This is a genomic window from Flavobacterium sp., from assembly GCF_049240005.1.
Classification (GTDB): Bacteria; Bacteroidota; Bacteroidia; order Flavobacteriales; family Flavobacteriaceae; genus Flavobacterium.
In genome coordinates, this window is sequence record NZ_JBMLTK010000087.1 from 73556 (window position 1) to 91900 (window position 18345).

An 18345-nucleotide genomic window follows, 5' to 3' on the forward strand; every position below is an offset into this window, starting at 1 on the left:
CAACAATTTCCCCACTCGTTTTAATTATCGCGCATAGGTTTATACCTTTGCACCACATTTACGAAAACGTTTTCAAAAACCTAAATACCACAACACCTCATGTTAAAAGGATTTTTCTCTGTGCCTACTCCGGTAAACGAACCGGTAAAGTCGTATAAACCCGGTAGTCCGGAAAAAGAAGCTGTATTGCAAGCGTACGAAACCCTGTGGAACAACCCGATAGATGTGCCTTTGTACATTGGCAGCCAACGCATTAAAACAGGAACTACACGAAAAATGAGCGCTCCGCACGATCATAAGCATGTAGTGGGAACCTATCATTTGGCAGAAAAATCGCACGTTGAGGCAGCTATCGATGCGGCATTACACGCAAAAGCTCAATGGGAAAATTTAGCTTGGGAACAACGCGCTGCCATCTTTTTGAAAGCAGCCGAGCTAATCGCGGGTCCGTATCGCGCAAAAATCAATGCAGCAACCATGATTGCACAGTCGAAAAACATTTTTCAAGCAGAAATTGATGCTGCCTGCGAGTTAATCGACTTTTTACGTTACAACGTGGCGTTTATGACGCAGATTTACGCCGACCAGCCAAAATCGGATTCGGGTGTTTGGAACCGTGTTGAATACCGCCCTTTAGAAGGATTTGTTTATGCCATTACCCCTTTTAACTTTACGGCTATTGCAGCAAATTTGCCTGCGAGCGCAGCACTAATGGGAAATACCGTGGTTTGGAAACCGAGCGACAGTCAGGTTTTCTCTGCAAAAGTAATTCTCGACGTATTTCAGGAAGCGGGCGTTCCCGACGGTGTTATTAACGTGGTGTTTGGCGATGCGCAGATGATTAGCGAAACCATTTTTAATCACGCCGATTTTGCAGGTGTTCACTTTACCGGATCTACGCACGTTTTCAAAGATATCTGGAACACCATTGGAACCAATATTTACAAATACAAAACCTATCCACGCATTGTAGGCGAAACCGGTGGAAAAGATTTTATTGTCGCACATCCATCGGCTAACGTAAAACAAGTTGTTGCGGGAATTATTCGCGGTGCGTTCGAATTTCAAGGACAAAAATGTTCGGCGGCCTCGCGGGCATATTTACCAAAAAGTTTGTGGCCGGCTATTAACGATTTGCTCGGAAAAGAATTAGCCACTTTAAAAATGGGATCGCCGCAAGATTTTAGCAACTTTATTACCGCGGTCATTCACGAAGGCTCGTTTGATAAATTGGTGAGCTACATCGAAAAAGCGCGTACGGCAACAGATGCCGAGATTATCTACGGCGGAACGTACGACAAATCGGTTGGGTATTTTATTGCGCCAACCGTCATATTAACAACAAACCCCAAGTACGAAACAATGGAAACCGAACTTTTTGGTCCGGTGATTACCTTGTATTTGTACGACGATGCCGAATGGAATAGTATGTTGCACCTCGTGGATACTACTAGCGAATACGCACTTACGGGAGCTATTTTTAGCAGCGATCGTTATGCTATTGCAGAAGCGACAGCAGCTTTGAAAAACTCGGCTGGAAACTTTTACATTAACGATAAGCCAACGGGAGCCGTGGTGGGTATGCAGCCGTTTGGTGGCGCACGTGCCTCGGGTACAAACGACAAAGCCGGATCGGCGATGAACTTATTGCGTTGGGTTTCGGCTCGAACCATAAAAGAAACGTTTGTTACGCCGGAAGATTACCGCTATCCGTTTTTGGGCGAATAGATTTTGTAGAAATAATAACTAAAAAATGAAGGTGCTAAATATCAAACATTAGCGCCTTTTCTTTTTAATATTGAACTTTTTTCAGATAATTGAGGTAATTGCAACTACAAGTGCTAATTTGCATTATTTTATTTTCATTTTATCTCAGATGAATCCTTATCAGGTTAAATACATCGCTTACGAGCTGACAAAGCGTTTTCCCTCTGGGAGCAATGAAAAGTTTAATATTGCGTTAATGGACGCTCAAGTTGACTTGAATCCACATCAAGTGGAATCGGCTTTATTTGCTTTTAAATCTCCATTGTCAAAAGGTGCAATTTTGGCTGACGAAGTTGGATTAGGAAAAACCATTGAAGCAGGAATTTTACTTTCTCAGTTATGGGCTGAAAGAAGAAAGAAACTTTTAATTATTTGTCCTGCCAACCTGAGAAAACAATGGAGCCAAGAATTATATGATAAGTTCTTCTTAGACTCATTTATTCTTGAGAACAAGAACTTTAATGAGTTTGTAAAATCAGGTAAGCGAAACCCGTTTGACCATAATAAAATCATTATTTGTTCTTATCAATTTGCAAGAGCAAAGGCTGATTTGATGCAACTCATTTCCTGGGACTTGGCTGTGATTGACGAAGCACACCGTTTGCGCAATGTTTACAAGCCGACCAATAAAATAGGAAACGCAATCAAAGAGGCATTGTCTCACTCAAGAAAAGCTTTATTGACGGCTACACCTTTGCAAAACTCGCTACTTGAATTATACGGGCTTGTAAGCATTATTGATGAACACACTTTTGGTGATATCAAAAGTTTTAGAAGTCAATTTTTAAGAACAGTTGAAGGAGAAAATTATCAGGACTTACGAGACCGTTTGAAATCGGTTTGCATCCGCAATCTTCGCAGACAAGTTCAGGAATACATTCGTTACACCAACCGAATTCCACTTACTATAAAGTTTGAGCCATCGGATGATGAACAGAAACTCTATGAAGCAGTAAGTGATTATCTGCAAAAGGAGTTGTTGTATGCTTTGCCTGCCAGTCAAAGGCATTTAATGACTCTGATTCTCAGAAAACTTTTGGCTTCATCTTCCTTTGCGATTGCAGGAACATTGAATAGCCTGATTAAGAAATTACATCAGGTTATTAAAGACCACCAAAAAGTGAGTGTGATTGATGAAGTTTCAGAAGATTATGAACTTTTTGAAGAGCAAGCCGAAGAATGGGAAGAGGATGAACAGACTGATGATAATTCTTTGACCGAAACGGATATTGAAGCCATTAAACTAGAAATTTCAGAACTAGAGAAATTCAGAGATTTAGCGGAATCCATTAAGCACAACGCCAAGGGAGAAAAACTATTGACCGCTTTGAAAGAAGGCTTTTCTAAAATGGATAAACACGCCAATAAGAAAGCTATCATCTTCACTGAATCTACACGAACACAGAATTATCTTTTCAATCTGTTGAGTGAGCAATATCCTAACAAGATTGTATTGTTCAACGGTTCAAACAATGATGAAACTTCTAACAAAGTTTACAAAAGTTGGTTGGCGAGCAACAAAGGAACTGATAAAGTAACAGGTTCTCCAACGGCTGATAAACGAGCTGCATTGGTGGAGTATTTCAGAAATGAAGCCACCATTATGATTGCAACCGAAGCGGCAGCCGAAGGTATCAATTTGCAATTCTGTTCTTTGCTAATTAATTACGATTTACCTTGGAATCCACAACGCATTGAACAGCGTATTGGTCGTTGCCATCGCTACGGACAGAAATATGATGTGGTAGTAGTGAACTTCCTGAATGTTAAAAATGCTGCCGACATACGAGTATTTCAATTACTTGATGAAAAATTCAAATTGTTTAGCGGTGTATTTGGTGCAAGTGATGATGTGTTGGGCAGTATTGAATCGGGAGTTGATTTTGAAAAGCGAATTGCTGAAATCTATCAGAAGTATAGAACGGAACAGGAAATAATTGAACAGTTTGATTTACTTCAAAAAGAATTAGACGAGCAAATCAACAGTAAAATGCTCTCTACCAGAGAAACACTTTTGGCAAACTTTGATGATGAAGTGTTGGATAAACTGAAAATCAGACTTTCTGAAAGTAGAGAATACATCAATAAATATGAACAATGGCTTTGGGCAGTTACCAAATTTGAATTGAACGGTTCTGCTTCTTTCAATGATAAAAACCTAAGCTTCAAACTCAAAAAGCAACCTTATTCAGATGCAACTTTCCCAATAGAATCTTTCAAATTGGGAAAACCAAATACCGAAGCACATGTTTATCGCATGGGGCATCCGTTGGCACAAACCGTTTTAGAAAAAGCTAAAGAGAAAGAATTACCTGAAACATCACTCACTTTTGACTTAACAGGTTACGAAGGAAATGTTTCAATGCTCGATGAATTGAAAGGTAAACAAGGCTGGCTTAGTGCTTTGGCTGTTAGTGTGGATTCATTTGAATCATCTGACTATGTAATTGCATTTGGTCAAACAGATGGTGGTAAACCATTGAATGAGGAACAAGCAAAAAGGTTACTCACTTTGCCTGTTAAACAAGCCAATGGAAACGCAACAAGCATTGATGAAAAACTAGTTGCCCTTCAAACAGAAAGTCATTTAGAAGCTTTATTAAAATCTATTTCAGAAAGGGACAACAACTACTTGAAATTTGAAACAGAGAAACTCACCAAATGGGCTGAGGACAGAATGAATGCTGCGGAATTAGCCATTAAAGAAACCAAAGCAAAAATAAAAGAGCTAAACCGTGAAGTGCAAAAAACCACCGACCCCATGGCTCAGTTGAAACTGCAACAACAATTGCAAGAAGAATCAAGGAAACAGAAAAAACAAAGGCAGGAAATTTTTAGCGTGGAAGATGAAATTGCAGAAATGAGAGATAAAATGATAGCCGATATACAAAAGCGAATGAAACAAGAGATTAATAAAATCCATTTGTTTACCATTAACTGGCAACTAATTTAAATTGAACTTATGAGAATAGATAAAATACAAATTGAAAATTTCAAAAACTTTGAAAAGCTCGAAGTTGAATTTGAAAAGGGCGTAAACTTATTTGTTGGTTCGAATGGAAGTGGAAAAACATCCATTCTTGAAGCAATAAATGTTGCGCTTGGTGGATTTTTTAGTTTGCAAGAACAGAAGATGCAAAGGATGATTGACATTACTGAGGCTCGTATGGTTCTGGTAAATGGTGAATTAACAACAATGCCCAAAACTTCTATTACTGCTTTCTCTGAATTAATTGAAAAACTCTGGACAAGAAATTTTAATTCAAAAACAAAAAATAATGATGTAAAATTCGTTAAACCAGCAGGCGAATACGGTAGCAAAATTTTAGATGGCTTCTACAAAACCAATCATGATGTTGCGCCACTTATCGCATACTATTCAACTCAACGACTTTTTAAAGATGCTAGTCAATCGGCTAAACAAAAATATGACCCTTTAGCCGGCAGAAGAAACGGGTATTTACAATGTTTGAAAGACAATGCCATTAAAGGAACTTTATTAGAGTGGTTAGGCAATGCTGTAACCAGTAGGGCTACTAAGCAAATCAAAGGGGTTGAACTCATAGATTTAGTTCTTGAAAACGTTGATCAAGCCATTACCAAAACACTTGTCTATTTCCGTGAAGACTTAAAAAAGGAGGAAATAAAAATATACCAAGAGCCAGATTTTGATTTTGATGTTTTCCTTCAACTTAAGCCTGATTTTGCTCTACCAATAAACTATTACTCTGATGGTTTTAGAAATCTCATTTATTTGATTATCGATATTATCTGGAGAGCTTCGCAACTAAATCCATGGTTAACCCTTGATGAATTGGCTGAGAAGCAGTTTGGTTGCGTAACGATTGATGAAATTGACTTGCACCTACATCCTAAATGGCAGGCAAAAACCATCGGAATTTTACAAGAGCTACTCCCTAATGTTCAGTTTTTTATCACTACACACAGTCCAACGGTTGTGGCTAATTTCAAGGAGCGAGAAGATGCTAAAAAAAACAGCATTGATTGTTTATTCATTTTGGAAAATAATGCCTTAAAAAAAATAAATTCTTCCTACTATGGTAAAGACATTAATAGTGTGTTGAAAAACCCAATGGGCGGAAGTATGAGAGCTAATGAGGTTATTGAACTTCTTAATAAGTTTTATTCAATCGCAGAAAATCCTGATGCTACCGATGAAGAATTGAGTTCTCTTTCAAAAATCGCCTTGATTCTAAATGATTTATTGGATGGAACTGATAAGGATGTTATTAAAGTTAATTCTATTTTAGAACTCTTGAATGCAAAAAAACAATGAGATTCATCCAAAAGCAAAATACAACTCCTTTACAATTCAGCAACATAGTCAATGGAGTTGCAGGCTATAATGCTTTATATAATAATCAAAAACAAGCTATACTTAGTATCTTAATTGAAGAGCAAAAAGGCTTGTGTGCTTATTGTAATCAACGAATTACTCCACAAACAGCAACTGTCGAACATTTAATTTGCCAGTCTCACAACATTGATTTTGATTTAAAATATTTCAATCAATTTGCTGTTTGTCGAGGTAATGAAGGTCAAATACTTACAAGTCATTGTGATAAGTTTAGAGCAAATGGAAGAAGAAATGATTATTTCGTTCCATACATTTTATTTCAACAGTGCAAAACAAATTCGTGGAATGAGTTGAATCCTTTTTTTGATGTAGAATACAGCACAAGAACACAGTTATATTCTGGTAGAATAATTCCACGCAACGCAAATGTAAACGGGTTTCCTAGTAACCATAATAGAGTAAAAGAAGCAATTGAAATATTAAATTTAAATGCAGAAATATTAATCAATGCAAGAAAAGCTAAATGGGAAACAGTAAAGCAAGTAAAAGATGAGTTAGGTCTTACTTGGCAAGAGTTATTTGACTACTATCTAAATTTGAATCCGATAACTGACTTTTCTGAGTTTGTTCTTTTAGCAATTCGTAAACAAGTACCTTAAACCATGACAAACTACGATAAACTCATCAATACACTCAAAGAAGTGTTCATGCTCGATAAAGCGGAACTTGATTTTGGTATTTACCGAATCATGAACCAAAAGCGAAAGGACATTGAACAGTTTTTAGAGGTTGATCTTTTACCCCAAGTTAAAGAAGTATTAAATAGCAGTAAAGCCATAGATGCTATTCAATTGAAACGTCAAATAGACAATGAAATTGAAATTGCCAAAAAATATGGCAACACCCAACCAGAAGAACTTCCCCAAGTGCAAGAGCTAAAGGCGCAATATGAAAGGATAGGTGATTTGACCTCCATCGAAAACGAGGTTTTCTCGCTGCTTGCCAATTTCTTTAAACGCTATTTCGATAATGGCGATTTTATCAGCATGCGTAGGTATAAGAAAGATGTGTATGCCATACCCTACGAAGGCGAAGAAGTAAAACTGCATTGGGCAAATGCCGACCAATACTACATTAAAACCAGCGAGTACTTTAAAGTATATCGTTTTAAGTTGAGCAATGGCAAAACCGTTTGTTTTGAATTGGTAGAAGCCAGCACCGAACAAAACAACAACAAAACCCAAGGCGATAAAGAAAGACGATTTGCTATTTATGCAGACAAGGTTTGTGAAACCGTTGGTAATGAATTTAAAATTTACTTTACCTATGAACCCACCGACAAAAAAGTAAAACAAAGCGAATTACTGGGACAAGCTTTTGATGCTCTAAAAACCCAAATACCGCAAGAGTTTTTGGATTTGCTTAGTTTGAAACCAACAGAGAAAGACAAGCAAAGAACCTTACTTCAAAAGCACTTAAACGATTATACAGCCCGAAACACTTTTGACTACTTTATACACAAAGATTTGGGTGGTTTCCTTACCCGTGAATTAGACTTCTACATTAAAAACGAAGTGCTGTTTATTGACGACCTGAATACCCGTGACGAACAGGAATTTTTGAAGCAACTGAGTAAGATAAAAGCCATTAAGAAGATTGGCGAAAAGATTATTGCTTTCTTGGCACAGCTTGAAAACTTCCAAAAGAAACTGTGGTTGAAAAAGAAAATGGTGGTGGAATGTAACTACTGCATTACGCTTGACCGTGTGCCCAAAGATTTGTACCCCGAAATACTAAACAACCAACCCCAAATACAAGAATGGATAAAACTCTTTGCCATAGACGAAATAAAAGCCGCAAAAGCAGGTGGCTTGTTTACGGAAGATAAAGTGGGATTTACCAACCCGCTTACACTGGAGTTTTTAAACCATAACCAGTTTTTGGTTTTGGATACAGCCTTTTTCTCTGAAACCTTTAAATGGCAATCGATAAGCAGTATTGAAAACTTTGATGATGCTTGTGATGGATTGATGATTAACTCGGACAATTTTCAAGCATTGAGTTTAATAAAGGCTCGATTTAGTCAGCAAGCTAAAACAATATATATTGACCCTCCATACAATACTAGTGCATCGGAAATTGTATATAAAAACAATTACAAGCACTCTTCTTGGTTGTCGCTTATGTATGATAGGTTAATTATTGGTAGAGATTTTTTAAGAGAAGATGGCATTAAAACAGTAACAATTGATGATGTTGAAGTAAAAGAACTTCATTTTTTATTAGAGTCGATTTATTCAAGAGAAAATGTTGCAGGTCTAATAGCAATTAGAATTAATCCGTCAGGTAGGCCAACCACAGATGGTCTGGCATTGTCCCATGAATATGCGATAATGGTCAAGAACACAGAAAAGTCAAAAGTAATTAAGATAGACCGTTCTGATGAACAGAAGAAGAGGTTTAATTTAAGTGATAAAGATGGAATTTATGAGCAAAGAAACTTTCGTAGGGAGGGTTCTAACTCGAACAGAGAAGATGGAAAGAGACAATGGTATCCCATATACGTTAACGAAAAGGATTTAAAGTTACGTGTGCCTGAAATGGAATGGAATGATGATACAGAGCTATGGTCAATCTTAGAAAAAGAACAAGAAGGAGAAAAAGTTATTTATCCAATAAACGATGAAGGAGTTGAGAAAAATTGGCGATGGAGTTGGGAGAATGTTAAAAAGGACTATTCGCAGTTCTATGCAAAATACCAAGGAGATAAAATACAAGTTTACTACAAGTATAGACCTAATGAAGATGGTACGACACCTTTAACTTTTTGGGCTGATTCAAAATACTCAGCTACTGAACATGGCACGAAACCATTAAAAGATTTATTTCCTATAAACAACTTTTCTTATCCGAAATCAATTTATGCAGTTGAAGATACCTTGCTCATAAGCGGATTAAAGAAAAGAAATGGTTTAGTTCTTGACTATTTTTCGGGTTCAGGAACTACTGGGCATGCGGTTATAAATCTTAATAGGGTTGATAATGGCAATCGCAAGTTCATTCTTGTAGAAATGGGTGAATATTTTGATACTGTCACAAAACCCCGCATTCAAAAAGTAATCTACAGCAAAGACTGGAAAGATGGCAAGCCTGTAAGCCGAGAAGGCATCAGTCATTGCTTTAAATACATGCGTTTGGAGAGTTATGAAGATACACTCAACAACTTAGCTTTAAAGCAAACCGAAACCCAACAAAAGGCTTTGGATATGAACCCTACATTTAAAGAGGGTTATATGCTCAATTACATGTTGGATGTAGAAGCCAAAGATAGTTTGCTTAATTTGGAGTGGTTTGTAAATCCGTTTAACTGTTACCAGAACATCACCAAAAACAACGAACTACAGCCCACCAAGGTAGATTTGGTGGAAACCTTTAATTACTTGATTGGGTTGGTAGTTGAAAATTATGCCAAACCCAAAGAAGGCTATGTAGTGGTAACAGGTAAAAATTTAGCCGGAGAAAAAATACTGGTAGTATGGAGAGATTGCACCCAACACAACAGTACAGCCCTCAACCAATTCCTAGAAAAGAGTAAATACAACCCACTCGATGCCGAGTTTGACCGCATCTACGTAAATGGCGACAATAACGTAGAAAACCTAAAAACCGGAGATGAACGCTGGAAAGTGGTGTTGATTGAGGAAGAATTTGGGAAGAGAATGTTTGAAATGAATTAAAAAATAGAAGTATATGCATATACATAAATTTCAAATCAAGAATTTCAAGTCCATTAAGGACATTACCTTGTATTTTAACAAGGACTTGAATATATTAACTGGAGTAAATAACTCAGGAAAGACAACGGTTCTAGAGGCTTTATCACTTTGGCAAGAGTGTTTTACTAAACTTATTTCTGAGGCCAAAAGAGGAGAAAAAGGCTACAAAAGAGGAGATTATGTATTAGGCCCTTCTTATAATAAGTACTTCCCGTTCAATGAGATCAATTCGGTGAGAAGTCCCAATTTTGAAGATATATTTCACCAAAGAGTAAAAAAGAACGAAGTCTTGTTAGCATTAACGCTAATAGATGAAGAAGACCTAGAACTTTGCATCCCATTCACCATATCAAGTTCTGGTAGTAACTATGTTATTTCTTTACAAAATTATAGCACCTATGAACACAGAGCGTTCAATGATTATTTTGCTAATTTACCAAGTCCAATATCATTAATTTATAGTACGCCTGTCGCACAAATAAATCTTGAAGAAGCTTTTGTGACCGATCCAATCATTAAGGAGCAGCTATTAGTACGAAAATCAGAAACTGTCTTAAGAAACAGGCTTTATAGAATTATTAGTGGACTCGATGCCGCTCTTAACGAGGCTTTTCTAAATGATTTGAATTATGTGCTTTACAATTCAGAGAAAAAAATCGAATTTAAATCCGAAACTAGTATCCAAAAAGATGCTAAAGCAATTATTCTTTTCAGAGTTGGTACTAAAGATGTATTTAAAGACTTATCCTTACTAGGAAGTGGTACCTTACAAATAATCGGTATTCTTCTGAATATTCATTTGAAATCTGAAAATAAGACGGATTTAAATATTGTTTTACTTGATGAGCCGGATAGTCATATCCACAGAGATATTCAACGAAGATTAGTCGAAGTATTCAATAAATACGGTAGTGGAGTGCAAACATTTTTATCTACACACAACGAATCACTAATTAGAAGTGCTGCTCCTCATCAAGTTTTCCATTTAGAAGGAAAACCTACTGGAGAAATAAGAAGTATTCATTTTAATATTGACCCAGGTCATTTAGGGTTGCACTTCAAAGGTATAATGCCAAGTAACTTATCTCCTGTAATTCGTTCTATTGGCAACACTACTGGTTTGGATTTCATAAATGCTTTAGAGGCCGATAGGCTTCTTTTTGTAGAGGGAGAAGATGATGCAAAAGTGTTTAGAATATTGCTTAACCAACAATTGAACAACAGAAAAAAATACATGTTTTGGGTTTTAGGAGGTATAAGCGAAGTATTTGAAAATATACTTTCCTATAAAGCTGTTTTTTCAGGTCTTAAAAATGGAACAAGCCTTTGGGACAAATCTGTTTTAGTTTTTGACAAAGATGAATTATCAAACGAGCACAAAGACTTATTTACTCAAAAATTCAAAGAAAAATTAGGAATTGATACTTATTGTGCAAGCTCTTATACTTTTGAGTCAACATTGTTTTCTGATTTAAGAAAAACAGCGAAACTATTATCAAAACTGATAGAAAAAGCAACAGCAACAATTGTTAGCGAGCAAGTTATTTTTGATGATTTAGAATCGAATTACTTGAATTATGATGTCAAATTAACATCAAAGTTCAATGAAGAATTTTTTAAAAATGCTTATTATAGGTTTAGGAAAAGTAAAGCTGAAAAAGCAAATGAAATTTTTGGAGAGCAAATAATCAGGATGGATGATTATGCTTATACACATTATCTACCCAATTATTTTAATGATGCAATTAGCAAGCAAGAGTACTTTAAGGTGATGGATAAGGTCGATGTAGAGTTTGTTATCAAACAAACAGTTGATAAACATGGGATAAACTTCTCTATTGAAAGTGATTTTATCGAATTAATCAAGTTGGTTGATAAATCTACATGGATTTCAGAATGGGATTTTCTAAATAGAATTTAATGGCAAAACTCAGTTCATCACTCGTACTCAATAAATACATTCTCAATCTGTTTGGGGTAACAGATTTGGAGATATTGTCGTCTGATTTAAAGGATTCGGCACTGGAAGGTTATGATGAAAACAATGTCTCTCATTTTCATCATGCTTTAGTAGCAAGGTTCTACAGCAATGCAAATCTTCCCAAGGAATTATTACTTCAATATGATCAAAATATTTTCTCACATACACAAACCATTTCAGCGAAAAGAACAGAACCCATCAAATGGAAATATTTTCAGTATTTGGCATTGCTTTTTACTGAAATCTATATAGATAAATACTTCACTGATAAAACAGCCCTAAAAAGTGAATTAAACACTTTCTTAGACTTCAATCACGGTAAGCATGGTAATGATTTTAAAGTCATCACTGAATTCAAATTAGAAACCATTGTCAACGATTTAAACAAACTGGCTTATTGGAACGCTACCGGTTCAGGTAAAACCTTGTTGATGCATGTAAATATTTTACAGTATAGGTATTACCTAAGCCAACATAACCTTGAAAAATCGCTGAACAGAATTATTGTGCTGACTCCTAATGAAGGACTTTCCAAACAGCATTTAAAGGAGTTTGGTCAGTCAGGCATGGAAGCGGAATTGTTTGATAAATCAGGCGGCTCTTTATTTTCAGGTCAAAAAATTGAAATCATTGACATTCACAAACTCGAAGAAACAAGCGGCAATAAAACCGTTGCAGTGGAAGCGTTTGAAGGCAATAATTTAGTTTTAGTGGATGAAGGTCACAGAGGTGCGGGTGGTACAGAATGGAAAGACAAACGCAATCGTTTGTGTGAAACAGGTTTTTCATTTGAGTATTCAGCAACATTTGGACAGGCTGTGCATGCTTTATCGGGAGCAAAACAAAAAACATTGATTGATGAATACGGAAAGGCAACATTATTTGACTATTCCTATCGTTATTTCTACAACGATGGTTATGGAAAAGATTATCAGATTTTAAACCTAAATGAACAATGGCATGAACCGGGAAAAGAAGAACGTGTTGTTCTTTATTTGACTGCCAGTTTACTCTCGTTCTATGAACAGTTATTGGTTTTCAAAGAGCATAGCAAAGCCGTAGAGCCATTTTTGATCGATAAACCATTAGCGATTTTTGTAGGTGGTAAAGTAACTAAAAGCATCAGTAAAGAAACGGCTTCTGATGTAGTGGAAGTATTAAAGTTCATTGAGGCATTTGCAAAGAATGACACACAATCTATTGAGCGAATAAAACTATTGTTAGAAGCCAAAGATGGTTTGAACAATGAATTAGGGCATTCCATTTTTAGAAATGCTTTTAAAGAAATTCGTAAATCAGGCAAATCAGCACAGTCGGTTTTTCAAGATGTTCTGAGAGAAGTTTTCAATTCTGATGTTGCTGGAGCTTCATTGCATATTGATAACCTTAAAGGGCAAGATGGTGAAATTGGTTTACGCATTGGAAACGGTGAGTATTTTGGTGTAATCAATGTTGGTGACGACAAAGGTTTATTGAAAATATGCGAAGCTCACAAAATGAACATTGGGGAAAGAGATTTTTCAAGTTCATTATTTCACGACATCAACAGTAAAACCAGTAAAGTAAATATCCTTATAGGTTCAAAAAAATTCAGTGAAGGTTGGAGCAGTTGGCGAGTAAGTACAATGGGTTTATTGAATATCGGTCGTGGTGAGGGTTCTGAAATTATTCAGTTATTTGGTAGAGGTGTTCGTTTGAAAGGTTATAAGTTTTCATTGAAACGCAGCACTGCTTTAGATGCCAGTTTAAAGCCCGATTACATTCCTGAAGTATTGCCAATTCTTGAAACACTTAATATTTTCGGTTTAAGAGCTGATTATATGCAGCAATTCAAAGATTATCTTGAAGAAGAAGGATTGCCAACGGATTCTGATTTTGAAAAAATTACCGTTGACATTCTGCCAACAATTTCTGATTTGTCGGAAAAGAAACTTAAATACATCAAAGTTAAAGATGGCTCCAATTTTAAACGGGATGTTTTTGTGGATGCTGTAATTACAGAAAAAGTTCCGCCAGTATTAGTGGATTGGTATCCGAAAGTTCAGGTATTAAAAAGTTCTAAAACCACCAATGTTTCAACGGTAGTAACGGTTGAAGAAGGTAAACTTGAAAATATTCATATTGCCTTCTTAGACTGGAATAAAATCTATTTTGAAATACAGAAGTTCAAAAATGAACGCAGTTGGTATAATGTAAACCTTTCAATTGAAGCATTAAAGGATATTCTGCAAAGTCCGGAATGGTATACCTTGCTAATTCCGTCTAGCGAGCTTGAATTAACTGATTATAGCAAAGTAAAACTTTGGCATGAACTGGCTCTTACGCTTTTAAAATCATTTGTAGAGAGACTTTACAACTATCAAAAAAACAAGTTTTACAGCGACAAAATAGAAGTTGCTTTTATTGATAGCACACATCCAAACTTTGAAGCTGAATACAACTTTCTCGTTAAAAAGACAGAGGACAGGCTAATCGGAAAGATTAAAGAATTAAAGGAAGTAGTTCGCAAAAAAGAATTTCAGGAAAACTTTAAAATCGACAGTGACTTTGAGGCTTTGTATGCCAATCTTCATCTTTATCAGCCATTAATTTATATTGACAAAGGCAGATATGAAGAAGTAATAAAAATACAACCGATTCCTTTGAATAAAGGCGAAAGAGATTTAGTTGAAGACCTAAAACAATATTTTGACACAAATACGGAGTTCTTCAAAGACAAACAACTGTACTTGCTGAGAAACATGAGTAAAAAAGGGATTGGCTTTTTTGAAGCAAACAACTTTTTCCCTGACTTTATCCTTTGGCTTGTCATAGGCAACAAGCAATACGTTTCATTTATTGACCCCAAAGGGCTTAGACAAATTCAAGGTTTGACAGACCCTAAAATTCAGTTACATAAAACCATCAAGACAAGTATTCAGCAAAAATTGAACGACCCGGACATTGAACTAAATTCATTCATTATTTCTAACACACCTTACAGCCAATTGAAACATTGGAAAGGACAAGAAAGTATTGAGGACTTTAATTCAAATCATGTATTTTTTCAAAGGGAGCAAAGAGATTTTTTTGACCTACTTTTTAGATCGATTTTAAAATAGTTAAAGATTGTTTGAATTGCGAATTAATCTGGGGTTCATGGCAATTGAGCTACATTTTTCTCGATTTTTTATGCACACACGTTAACACGATTTTTCTGCAACAGCGATTGGAAAAGCAAGCGTGCGCGAAAAAAAACGTACAACAGCACGCGGATTGTAGCGACCAGCGGAAGCTAGAAACCTGAGTTCGATTAAAAATCTTTGTCAGATCGCTTGGAATCAACAAATTGTGAAATCAGATGACAAGAGAATGGAACAACTTCCGCGCTAAAAAGATAAACGGCTGCCTACTTCGTTAGATTTTTTTGCGATACTACAGTATCCCAAAACAAATCTGCCTTGTAATCAACCATTTATCTGTTTTCTGACCGCAATTTTTAAATCGAACTCAGGTTATAAGACGTGTAGCTGTTGTTGTTGTTTTTAGCGCACCTTGACTTGGAAAGCGCGGTGACCGGCACAAGCATTTCCAGCGAACGTTTGCCGGGCAGTTGCCCAAATAAGCGACCTAAAATCGTAAAAATAGCTTGGAAACGCTTACATAAATGTAATATCTTCGCTAACAACATGGTTACACCGATAGGAATTATGCGACTTCGATATTTTGTGCTTTTTATTTTTTGCAGCCTTGTTGCAGCCGCGCAGGAGCTTCCGACGACGGTTGCCGACACGACCTTTTACTCGAAAGTTGATTCGCTGTATCGCGAAGACCAATTTTACCTGCGTATTACTTACAATTTGGTGAGACAAACGCCCGACGGATATTCGCAAAACGGTGTTTCGCCCGGTTTTGGCGGTGGTTTTCTGCGCGATTTTCCGCTGAACAAAAAGCGAACGTTTGCTGTAGCCGCCGGTATGGGCATTTCGTACAACAAATACCACCACGATTTGCAGGTGAGTGAGTTTGACGGTATACGAAACTACGTGATTTTACAAGACGTGAATTACGACCGCAATAAATTAGAACAAGTTTTATTGGAGTTTCCGCTCGAAATTCGATTTCGGAATTCAACACCGGAGTCGCATAAATTTTGGCGATTCTACGCCGGTGTGAAAGCCTCGTATTTGGTTTTTTCGAAAACAAAATTTGTTGGAAATGAAACGGTTACGGTAATCAATAATCCGGATTTTCGAAAGTGGCAATTTGGTCCGTACCTCTCGGCGGGCTACAATACGTGGAATTTTTACGCGTATTACGGCGCACAACCTTTATTCCGTAACGCAAGTATAGATGGGAAGCGCATTGATTTAACGACCTTAAATTTAGGTTTGATGTTTTATATTTTGTAGAAACACTTCGCTAGATCCTTTAAAACCAGAACAATAACAGCAATTGGGGTGCCGTTCCGACGATTAAACCCGCGAGTAATTCGCTTGGCGTGTGTGCTTTCATGAGGAGTCGCGATGTGGCTACAGCACCGATCGAAAAGACGAGTAGTACAATTATCGGCAACAAGTTTACCTGAAAAAAAAGCGAGGTTACCACAGCGAAAGTTGCCAGACCGCTTGTAGCAGTGAGGTGCAACGAAACTTTTAACTCTAGAAAAGTGGCCATTAGCGCCAACAGCGTACTGATTAAAGTTCCTAAGAAAAAGTAGTACAGCGGTAAGCCAAACTCGACCGAAACCGTGTTTTTCAATAAGATAAATACCAATAAACCATGAATGGCAAGAGGCATTTTACGCTGGTTGACATTTGCCAACATAATTGACTCTACTTTTTTGTAAGATCGCAGTAAGAAATAAACGGTTAGCGGAATAAGTACCGTAACTAATATTATTTGGATGTAAAACAAGTATTTTGCCTCGGCAGGATAATTGATGCCAATAAAAAAATCGTAGAAAGTAACGGCAAATAGCGGCGTAAACAGCGGATGGAACACGTATGAAAATCCGATTAGGATGTTGCGAAGTGCTTTTTTTAGCTGCTGATTCATTACATTTTCTTACGCATACGCGCCACGGGAATGTCGAGTTGTTCGCGGTATTTTGCAATGGTTCGGCGCGCAATGGGATAGCCGCGTTCTTTGAGAATTTCGGCTAATTGATCGTCGGGCAGCGGTTTGTGCTTGTCTTCTTCGCTGATTACGTCTTGCAAAATCTTTTTGATTTCTATGGTAGAAACGTCTTCGCCTTGATCGTTTTTCATGGCTTCGGAGAAAAACTCTTTGATGAGTTTCGTTCCGTAGGGCGTTTCCACATATTTACTGTTAGCCACGCGCGAAACGGTTGAGATATCAAGACCGACTAAATCGGCGATATCTTTCAAAATCATCGGTTTCAGTTTGGTTTCATCGCCATCTAAGAAGTATTCTTCTTGATAATGCATGATGGCGTTCATGGTTACAAACAGCGTTTCTTGGCGTTGCTTGATGGCATCGATAAACCATTTTGCTGCATCGAGTTTTTGTTTGATGAACTGCACGGCTTCTTTTTGTTGCGACGATTTATCGCGAGAAACCTTGTATGTCTGCATCATTTCTTGGTAATCGCGCGATACGTGCAAGCTAGGTGCATTACGTCCGTTAAGCGTGAGTTCGAGTTCGCCGTTGTTGATGCGAATCGCAAAATCGGGTACAACGGTTTCGGTGAGTCGGCTGCTGCCTGCGAACGAGCCGCCTGGTTTCGGATTGAGTTTCTCGATTTCGTGAATCGCTTTTTTCAACTGCTCGTTGCTGACACCGTATTTCTGGGCGAGTTTGTCGTAGTGCTTTTTCGTAAAGGCATCGAATTGGTTCTCGATGATATCGATGGCTAAATCAACGTATTCCGAAGGTGTTTTGTGTTTTAATTGAAGCAGCAAGCACTCTTGCAGATCGCGCGCACCTACGCCCGAAGGTTCGAGCTCGTGGATTACGTGCAGCATGCGTTCCACAGTTTTTTCGTCGGTATAAATGGCTTGGGTAAAAGCCAAATCGTCTACAATATCGGCGATGCTTCTGCGGATGTAGCCCATATCGTCGATCATTCCCACAAGAAACTCGGCTATGGCGCGCTCATTTTCGGAGAGAATGAAGGTATTGAGCTGATTGATAAGATCTTGATGAAAACTAACCGCTGCGGCGTACGGCGATTCGCGGTCGTCATCGTCGTCGCTGTAGTTATTGATTTGTGTTTTGTAATCGGGCGTTTCGTCGTTACTTAAATACTCATCGATGTTGATGTCGTCGGCATCGATGTGTTCGTTGTCGTCGTTATCGTATTCGTCGTAACTGTCGTTTTCGTAGGCGTCTTTTTCAAATTCGTCTTCAGTGCCGGATTCCAGTGCCGGATTCTCGTTCATTTCTTCCATGAGGCGTTGTTCGAACGCTTGGGTAGGAAGCTGAATCAATTTCATCAACTGAATTTGTTGAGGCGAAAGCTTCTGAGAGAGTTTGAGGTTTAGATGCTGTTTTAACATAAC

The 18345-nt window shown here is 37.4% G+C and carries 10 protein-coding genes; 8 read left to right on the plus strand and 2 right to left on the minus strand.

The window, feature by feature from the left end; genetic code table 11:
* Positions 1 to 99 precede the first annotated feature (99 nt).
* From pruA to ACOVQQ_RS09260, 8 genes are all read left to right on the plus strand, one after another.
* Complete coding sequence (gene pruA / locus ACOVQQ_RS09225) at positions 100 to 1728, plus strand: L-glutamate gamma-semialdehyde dehydrogenase (RefSeq protein ID WP_421817944.1); 1629 nt, start codon at positions 100 to 102, stop codon at positions 1726 to 1728.
* 148 nt (positions 1729 to 1876) lie between these two features.
* The gene (locus ACOVQQ_RS09230; protein WP_421817945.1) at positions 1877 to 4720 is read left to right on the plus strand and encodes an SNF2-related protein; all 2844 of its coding nucleotides are present in this window, start codon (positions 1877 to 1879) and stop codon (positions 4718 to 4720) included.
* 9 nt (positions 4721 to 4729) lie between these two features.
* A complete protein-coding gene (locus tag ACOVQQ_RS09235) occupies positions 4730 to 6064 on the plus strand; it encodes an AAA family ATPase (RefSeq protein ID WP_421817946.1) in 1335 nt (444 codons plus the stop codon).
* On the plus strand, positions 6061 to 6744 hold the full coding sequence (locus tag ACOVQQ_RS09240) for a retron system putative HNH endonuclease (protein WP_421817947.1): 684 nt from the start codon (positions 6061 to 6063) through the stop codon (positions 6742 to 6744). The genes ACOVQQ_RS09235 and ACOVQQ_RS09240 overlap by 4 nt, the downstream gene beginning before the upstream one ends.
* 48 nt (positions 6745 to 6792) lie before the next feature.
* Positions 6793 to 9822, plus strand: coding sequence for a site-specific DNA-methyltransferase (locus ACOVQQ_RS09245; RefSeq protein ID WP_421817948.1), 3030 nt, complete (start codon positions 6793 to 6795; stop codon positions 9820 to 9822).
* Positions 9823 to 9835: 13 nt separating this feature from the next.
* Positions 9836 to 11782: an ATP-dependent nuclease gene (locus ACOVQQ_RS09250; RefSeq protein ID WP_421817949.1), complete on the plus strand. Its 1947-nt coding sequence runs from the start codon at positions 9836 to 9838 to the stop codon at positions 11780 to 11782.
* Positions 11782 to 14943 carry a DEAD/DEAH box helicase family protein gene (locus ACOVQQ_RS09255; protein WP_421817950.1) on the plus strand — a complete coding sequence of 1054 codons (3162 nt, stop codon included), beginning with the start codon at positions 11782 to 11784 and terminating at the stop codon, positions 14941 to 14943. The genes ACOVQQ_RS09250 and ACOVQQ_RS09255 overlap by 1 nt, the downstream gene beginning before the upstream one ends.
* Before the next feature lie 567 nt (positions 14944 to 15510).
* A complete protein-coding gene (locus tag ACOVQQ_RS09260) occupies positions 15511 to 16233 on the plus strand; it encodes a porin family protein (RefSeq protein WP_421817951.1) in 723 nt (240 codons plus the stop codon).
* A 19-nt stretch (positions 16234 to 16252) separates the two neighbouring features.
* Here ACOVQQ_RS09260 and ACOVQQ_RS09265 read toward each other — a convergent pair whose 3' ends face one another.
* On the minus strand, positions 16253 to 16879 hold the full coding sequence (locus tag ACOVQQ_RS09265; protein ID WP_421817952.1) for a hypothetical protein: 627 nt from the start codon (positions 16877 to 16879) through the stop codon (positions 16253 to 16255).
* Complete coding sequence (gene rpoN, locus ACOVQQ_RS09270; RefSeq protein WP_421817953.1) at positions 16879 to 18342, minus strand: RNA polymerase factor sigma-54; 1464 nt, start codon at positions 18340 to 18342, stop codon at positions 16879 to 16881. Before rpoN ends, ACOVQQ_RS09265 begins: the two co-directional genes overlap by 1 nt.
* Positions 18343 to 18345 lie beyond the last annotated feature (3 nt).

Coding starts and splice junctions, on each gene's coding strand:
- pruA (WP_421817944.1), top strand. CDS start 100: ATGTTAAAAGGATTTTTCTCTGTGCCTACTCCGGTAAACGAACCGGTA.
- ACOVQQ_RS09230 (WP_421817945.1), top strand. CDS start 1,877: ATGAATCCTTATCAGGTTAAATACATCGCTTACGAGCTGACAAAGCGT.
- ACOVQQ_RS09235 (WP_421817946.1), top strand. CDS start 4,730: ATGAGAATAGATAAAATACAAATTGAAAATTTCAAAAACTTTGAAAAG.
- ACOVQQ_RS09240 (WP_421817947.1), top strand. CDS start 6,061: ATGAGATTCATCCAAAAGCAAAATACAACTCCTTTACAATTCAGCAAC.
- ACOVQQ_RS09245 (WP_421817948.1), top strand. CDS start 6,793: ATGCTCGATAAAGCGGAACTTGATTTTGGTATTTACCGAATCATGAAC.
- ACOVQQ_RS09250 (WP_421817949.1), top strand. CDS start 9,836: ATGCATATACATAAATTTCAAATCAAGAATTTCAAGTCCATTAAGGAC.
- ACOVQQ_RS09255 (WP_421817950.1), top strand. CDS start 11,782: ATGGCAAAACTCAGTTCATCACTCGTACTCAATAAATACATTCTCAAT.
- ACOVQQ_RS09260 (WP_421817951.1), top strand. CDS start 15,511: ATGGTTACACCGATAGGAATTATGCGACTTCGATATTTTGTGCTTTTT.
- ACOVQQ_RS09265 (WP_421817952.1), bottom strand. CDS start 16,879: ATGAATCAGCAGCTAAAAAAAGCACTTCGCAACATCCTAATCGGATTT.
- rpoN (WP_421817953.1), bottom strand. CDS start 18,342: ATGTTAAAACAGCATCTAAACCTCAAACTCTCTCAGAAGCTTTCGCCT.